The sequence below is a fragment of the Acinetobacter pollinis genome, from assembly GCF_015627175.1.
GTDB classification, from domain to species: domain Bacteria; phylum Pseudomonadota; class Gammaproteobacteria; order Pseudomonadales; family Moraxellaceae; genus Acinetobacter; species Acinetobacter pollinis.
The window spans coordinates 1-5742 of sequence record NZ_VTDQ01000066.1 but is presented as its reverse complement, the minus strand read 5'-3'; the positions used below and the strand labels follow the sequence as shown (position 1 = coordinate 5742).

At 47.7% G+C, this 5742-nt stretch carries 2 tRNA genes and 3 rRNA genes; all 5 read right to left on the bottom strand.

The annotated features are described in order from the left end of the window. Window positions 1-38: 38 nt before the first annotated feature. Window positions 39-153, bottom strand: a 5S ribosomal RNA gene (rrf, locus tag I2F23_RS13435). A gap of 148 nt (window positions 154-301) precedes the next feature. Beyond that, window positions 302-3194 (bottom strand): 23S ribosomal RNA (locus I2F23_RS13430). Between the two features lie 369 nt (window positions 3195-3563). Next, window positions 3564-3639: transfer RNA gene (locus tag I2F23_RS13425), tRNA-Ala, on the bottom strand. Between the two features lie 41 nt (window positions 3640-3680). Then, a tRNA-Ile gene (locus I2F23_RS13420) sits at window positions 3681-3757 on the bottom strand. 59 nt (window positions 3758-3816) lie between these two features. Continuing rightward, a 16S ribosomal RNA gene (locus I2F23_RS13415) occupies window positions 3817-5353 on the bottom strand. Together the 16S, 23S and 5S rRNA genes with 2 tRNA genes alongside form the textbook arrangement of a ribosomal RNA operon. Window positions 5354-5742: the final 389 nt, after the last annotated feature.

Below are 5742 nucleotides of genomic sequence, written 5' to 3'. Positions count from 1 at the left end.
AAAAAAAGCCTCCTTACGGAGGCTTTTTAGGAATTAGATGCTGGCGATGACTTACTCTCACATGGGTAACCCCACACTACCATCAGCGCTAAGAGGTTTCACTTCTGAGTTCGGGAAGGGATCAGGTGGTTCACTCTCGCTATTGTCGCCAGCATAACTTTTATGGAGAACATTGAGGTCTTAATTATTGCCTCTGTTCCACCAAATTTGGCATAACAGTTTATTCAATTGGTCTGTATTGTAACTAGGTTTATCACTAAATCAAGTTATTTGAAGAGATATACAACTGTTTGGGTGTTGTATAGTCAAGCCTCACGAGCAATTAGTATTGGTCAGCTTCATGTATCGCTACACTTCCACATCCAACCTATCAACGTCCTAGTCTTGAACGGCTCTTTAGGTGACATAAAGTCACAGGGAAATCTAATCTTGAGGTAGGCTTCCCGCTTAGATGCTTTCAGCGGTTATCCCTTCCGAACATAGCTACCCGGCGATGCGACTGGCGTCACAACCGGTACACCAGAGGTTCGTCCACTCTGGTCCTCTCGTACTAGGAGCAGATCCTCTCAAATTTCCAACGCCCATGGTAGATAGGGACCGAACTGTCTCACGACGTTCTAAACCCAGCTCGCGTACCTCTTTAAATGGCGAACAGCCATACCCTTGGGACCTGCTTCAGCCCCAGGATGAGATGAGCCGACATCGAGGTGCCAAACACCGCCGTCGATATGAACTCTTGGGCGGTATCAGCCTGTTATCCCCAGAGTACCTTTTATCCGTTGAGCGATGGCCCTTCCATACAGAACCACCGGATCACTAAGACCTACTTTCGTACCTGCTCGACTTGTTGGTCTCGCAGTTAAGCGCGCTTTTGCCTTTATACTCTACGCGTGATTTCCGACCACGCTGAGCGCACCTTCGTACTCCTCCGTTACTCTTTAGGAGGAGACCGCCCCAGTCAAACTACCCACCAGACATGGTCCTCGACCCAGATTATGGGTCAGAGTTAGAACCTCAACATTACCAGGGTGGTATTTCAAGGATGGCTCCATAGTAACTGGCGTTACTACTTCAAAGCCTCCCACCTATCCTACACAAGTAAGGTCAAAGTTCAATGTCAAGCTGCAGTAAAGGTTCACGGGGTCTTTCCGTCTAGCCACGGGTACACGGCATCTTCACCGCGATTTCGATTTCACTGAGCCTCTGCTGGAGACAGCGCCGCCATCATTATGCCATTCGTGCAGGTCGGAACTTACCCGACAAGGAATTTCGCTACCTTAGGACCGTTATAGTTACGGCCGCCGTTTACTGGGGCTTCGATCAAGAGCTTCGCTTACGCTAACCCCATCAATTAACCTTCCAGCACCGGGCAGGCATCACACCCTATACGTCCACTTTCGTGTTTGCAGAGTGCTATGTTTTTAATAAACAGTTGCAGCGGCCTGGTTTCTGCGGCTGCCGACAGCTCAGGAAGCAAGTTCCATCACCATCAGCAGCGTACCTTCTCCCGAAGTTACGGTACCATTTTGCCTAGTTCCTTCAGCAGAGTTCTCTCAAGCGCCTTGGTCTACTCGACCTGACCACCTGTGTCGGTTTCGGGTACGATTCCTGTGTAACTGAAGCTTAGAGACTTTTCTTGGAAGCATGGTATCAGCCACTTCGTAGGTAAACCTACTTGCTATCGACTCTCAGCATAGAGCACCCCGGATTTGCCTAAGATGCATGCCTACTGTCTTCCACCTGGACAACCAACGCCAGGCTGACTTAACCTTCTCCGTCCTCTCATCGCATTACACAGAAGTAATGGAATATTAACCATTTTCCCATCGACTACGCCTTTCGGCCTCGCCTTAGGGGTCGACTCACCCAGCCCCGATTAACGTTGGACTGGAACCCTTGGTCTTTCGGCGAACGGGTTTTTCACCCGTTTTATCGTTACTCACGTCAGCATTCGCACTTCTGATACCTCCAGCATGCTTCTCAACACACCTTCATCGGCTTACAGAACGCTCCCCTACCACTTACGCTAATGCGTAAATCCGCAGCTTCGGCACATAGTTTTAGCCCCGTTACATCTTCCGCGCAGGCCGACTCGACTAGTGAGCTATTACGCTTTCTTTAAAGGATGGCTGCTTCTAAGCCAACCTCCTAGCTGTCTATGCCTTCCCACATCGTTTCCCACTTAACTATGATTTTGGGGCCTTAGCTGGCGGTCTGGATTGTTTTCCTCTTGACTACGGACGTTAGCACCCGCAGTCTGTCTCCCGGATAGTACTCATAGGTATTCGGAGTTTGCATCGGTTTGGTAAGTCGGGATGACCCCCTAGCCGAAACAGTGCTCTACCCCCTATGGTATTCGTCCGAGGCGCTACCTAAATAGCTTTCGGGGAGAACCAGCTATCACCAGGCTTGATTAGCCTTTCACCCCTATCCACAAGTCATCCCCTGGCTTTTCAACGACAGTGGGTTCGGTCCTCCAGTTAGTGTTACCCAACCTTCAACCTGCTCATGGATAGATCGCCTGGTTTCGGGTCTATACCCAGCAACTAAACGCCCTATTAAGACTCGATTTCTCTACGGCTCCCCTATACGGTTAACCTCGCTACTGAATATAAGTCGCTGACCCATTATACAAAAGGTACGCAGTCACATAACAAAGTATGCTCCCACTGCTTGTATGCATGCGGTTTCAGGATCTATTTCACTCCCCTCACAGGGGTTCTTTTCGCCTTTCCCTCACGGTACTGGTTCACTATCGGTCAGTCAGGAGTATTTAGCCTTGGAGGATGGTCCCCCCATATTCAGACAAGGTTTCACGTGCCTCGCCCTACTCGATATCATTATCTAAGCCCTTTCGTGTACGGGACTATCACCCTTTATAGTCACACTTCCCAGAGTGTTCCACTAAAACTTAGATAACTTAATGGGCTGATCCGCGTTCGCTCGCCGCTACTGACGGAATCTCAATTGATTTCTTTTCCTAAGGGTACTGAGATGTTTCACTTCCCCTCGTTCGCCTCAACAACCTATGTATTCAGTTATTGATACCTACCTTATGGTAAGTGGGTTCCCCCATTCAGAAATCTCCGGATCATAGGATATTTGCCGCCTCCCCGAAGCTTATCGCAGGCTATTACGTCTTTCATCGCCTCTGACTGCCAAGGCATCCACCACATGCACTTAATTACTTGACTATACAACCCCAAACAGTCGCTTACGCGAACTTTAAGGTGTACAGCTTCAATCTCATACCAAAACGCTTGATTCAGTTAATTTGCTAGTTCTCATCTCATTTCAATTTGCCTCAATCTAAATTAATTAAAATTTCAATTAAAACGCTTCAAAATGTATGAGTGAACAATTTATTTCAGACTCAAATTGAATAATCTGTTAATGATTTTACATGCCTTCGTCAGGTCATGTACCGTGATTACTCACAGAGGTTAATATCAAGGTCGCATATCTTACACAATCTTTCTACTAAGCTCTATAAGCAAATAAGCTGTTTGCTTATTTATTAGCTTAATCTTAATTAAATTGAAACATCAATCTACTTAAAATCATGGTGGAGACTAGGAGAGTCGAACTCCTGACCTCCTGCGTGCAAAGCAGGCGCTCTACCAACTAAGCTAAGTCCCCAGCTTAAAATCATTTGTGAATTGTACATTATCTTTCGTCTTTGGTGGGTCTGACAAGACTTGAACTTGTGACCCCACGCTTATCAAGCGTGTGCTCTAACCAACTGAGCTACAGACCCTCAGATAATATACCGAAGAACAACTTGTTGTGGATTCTTACCAAGTCTCACCTTTTCGTTAAGGAGGTGATCCAGCCGCAGGTTCCCCTACGGCTACCTTGTTACGACTTCACCCCAGTCATTGGCCACACCGTGGTAAACGTCCTCCCGAGGGTTAGACTATCTACTTCTGGTGCAACAAACTCCCATGGTGTGACGGGCGGTGTGTACAAGGCCCGGGAACGTATTCACCGCGGCATTCTGATCCGCGATTACTAGCGATTCCGACTTCATGGAGTCGAGTTGCAGACTCCAATCCGGACTACGATCGGCTTTTTGAGATTAGCATCACATCGCTGTGTAGCAACCCTCTGTACCGACCATTGTAGCACGTGTGTAGCCCTGGCCGTAAGGGCCATGATGACTTGACGTCGTCCCCGCCTTCCTCCAGTTTGTCACTGGCAGTATCCTTAAAGTTCCCATCCGAAATGCTGGCAAGTAAGGAAAAGGGTTGCGCTCGTTGCGGGACTTAACCCAACATCTCACGACACGAGCTGACGACAGCCATGCAGCACCTGTATCTAAGTTCCCGAAGGCACCAATCTATCTCTAGAAAGTTCTTAGTATGTCAAGGCCAGGTAAGGTTCTTCGCGTTGCATCGAATTAAACCACATGCTCCACCGCTTGTGCGGGCCCCCGTCAATTCATTTGAGTTTTAGTCTTGCGACCGTACTCCCCAGGCGGTCTACTTATCGCGTTAGCTGCGCCACTAAGTCCTCAAAGGACCCAACGGCTAGTAGACATCGTTTACGGCATGGACTACCAGGGTATCTAATCCTGTTTGCTCCCCATGCTTTCGCACCTCAGTGTCAGTATTAGGCCAGAAGGCTGCCTTCGCCATCGGTATTCCTCCAGATCTCTACGCATTTCACCGCTACACCTGGAATTCTACCTTCCTCTCCTATACTCTAGCCATCCAGTATCGAATGCAATTCCCAAGTTAAGCTCGGGGATTTCACATTTGACTTAAATGGCCACCTACGCGCGCTTTACGCCCAGTAATTCCGATTAACGCTTGCACCCTCTGTATTACCGCGGCTGCTGGCACAGAGTTAGCCGGTGCTTATTCTGCGAGTAACGTCCACTTAGCCTAGATATTAGCTAGGTAAGCCTCCTCCTCGCTTAAAGTGCTTTACAACCATAAGGCCTTCTTCACACACGCGGCATGGCTGGATCAGGCTTGCGCCCATTGTCCAATATTCCCCACTGCTGCCTCCCGTAGGAGTCTGGGCCGTGTCTCAGTCCCAGTGTGGCGGATCATCCTCTCAAACCCGCTACAGATCGTCGCCTTGGTAGGCCTTTACCCCACCAACTAGCTAATCCGACTTAGGCTCATCTATTAGCGCAAGGTCCGAAGATCCCCTGCTTTCCCCCGTAGGGCGTATGCGGTATTAGCGCTCCTTTCGGAACGTTGTCCCCCACTAATAGGCAGATTCCTAAGTATTACTCACCCGTCCGCCGCTAGGTCCAGTAGCAAGCTACTTTCCCCCGCTCGACTTGCATGTGTTAAGCCTGCCGCCAGCGTTCAATCTGAGCCATGATCAAACTCTTCAGTTAAAATCATTAATTCCTTAAGGGAATCAATCTGGCTCATTAATCACTAGCAAAAATATTCGCTCTCAAATAAATCTTCGAGTAAATTTCTACTTTTAATCAATGAATCTTAAATATATTCAGTGATCACTCAGTAAAAATCCACACAAGTTGTTCTTCAATTCTATTAATGATTCGCATCACTGATTCGTCATCAGCAAGCTAGGTCGGCTATATTACTCTCTTCTTAAAGAAAGTCAACTGTAATCTGAAAGTTTTTTATCTTCTTCATCAAACCCCAACCTCAATCAATCTAAGAACTAAATCCTAAACCAATCAACTAAGTTATTGTTTATCAAGAAGTTTCTTTCAACATCACCGCCGATGGATACGCATTATAGACCAATCAATTC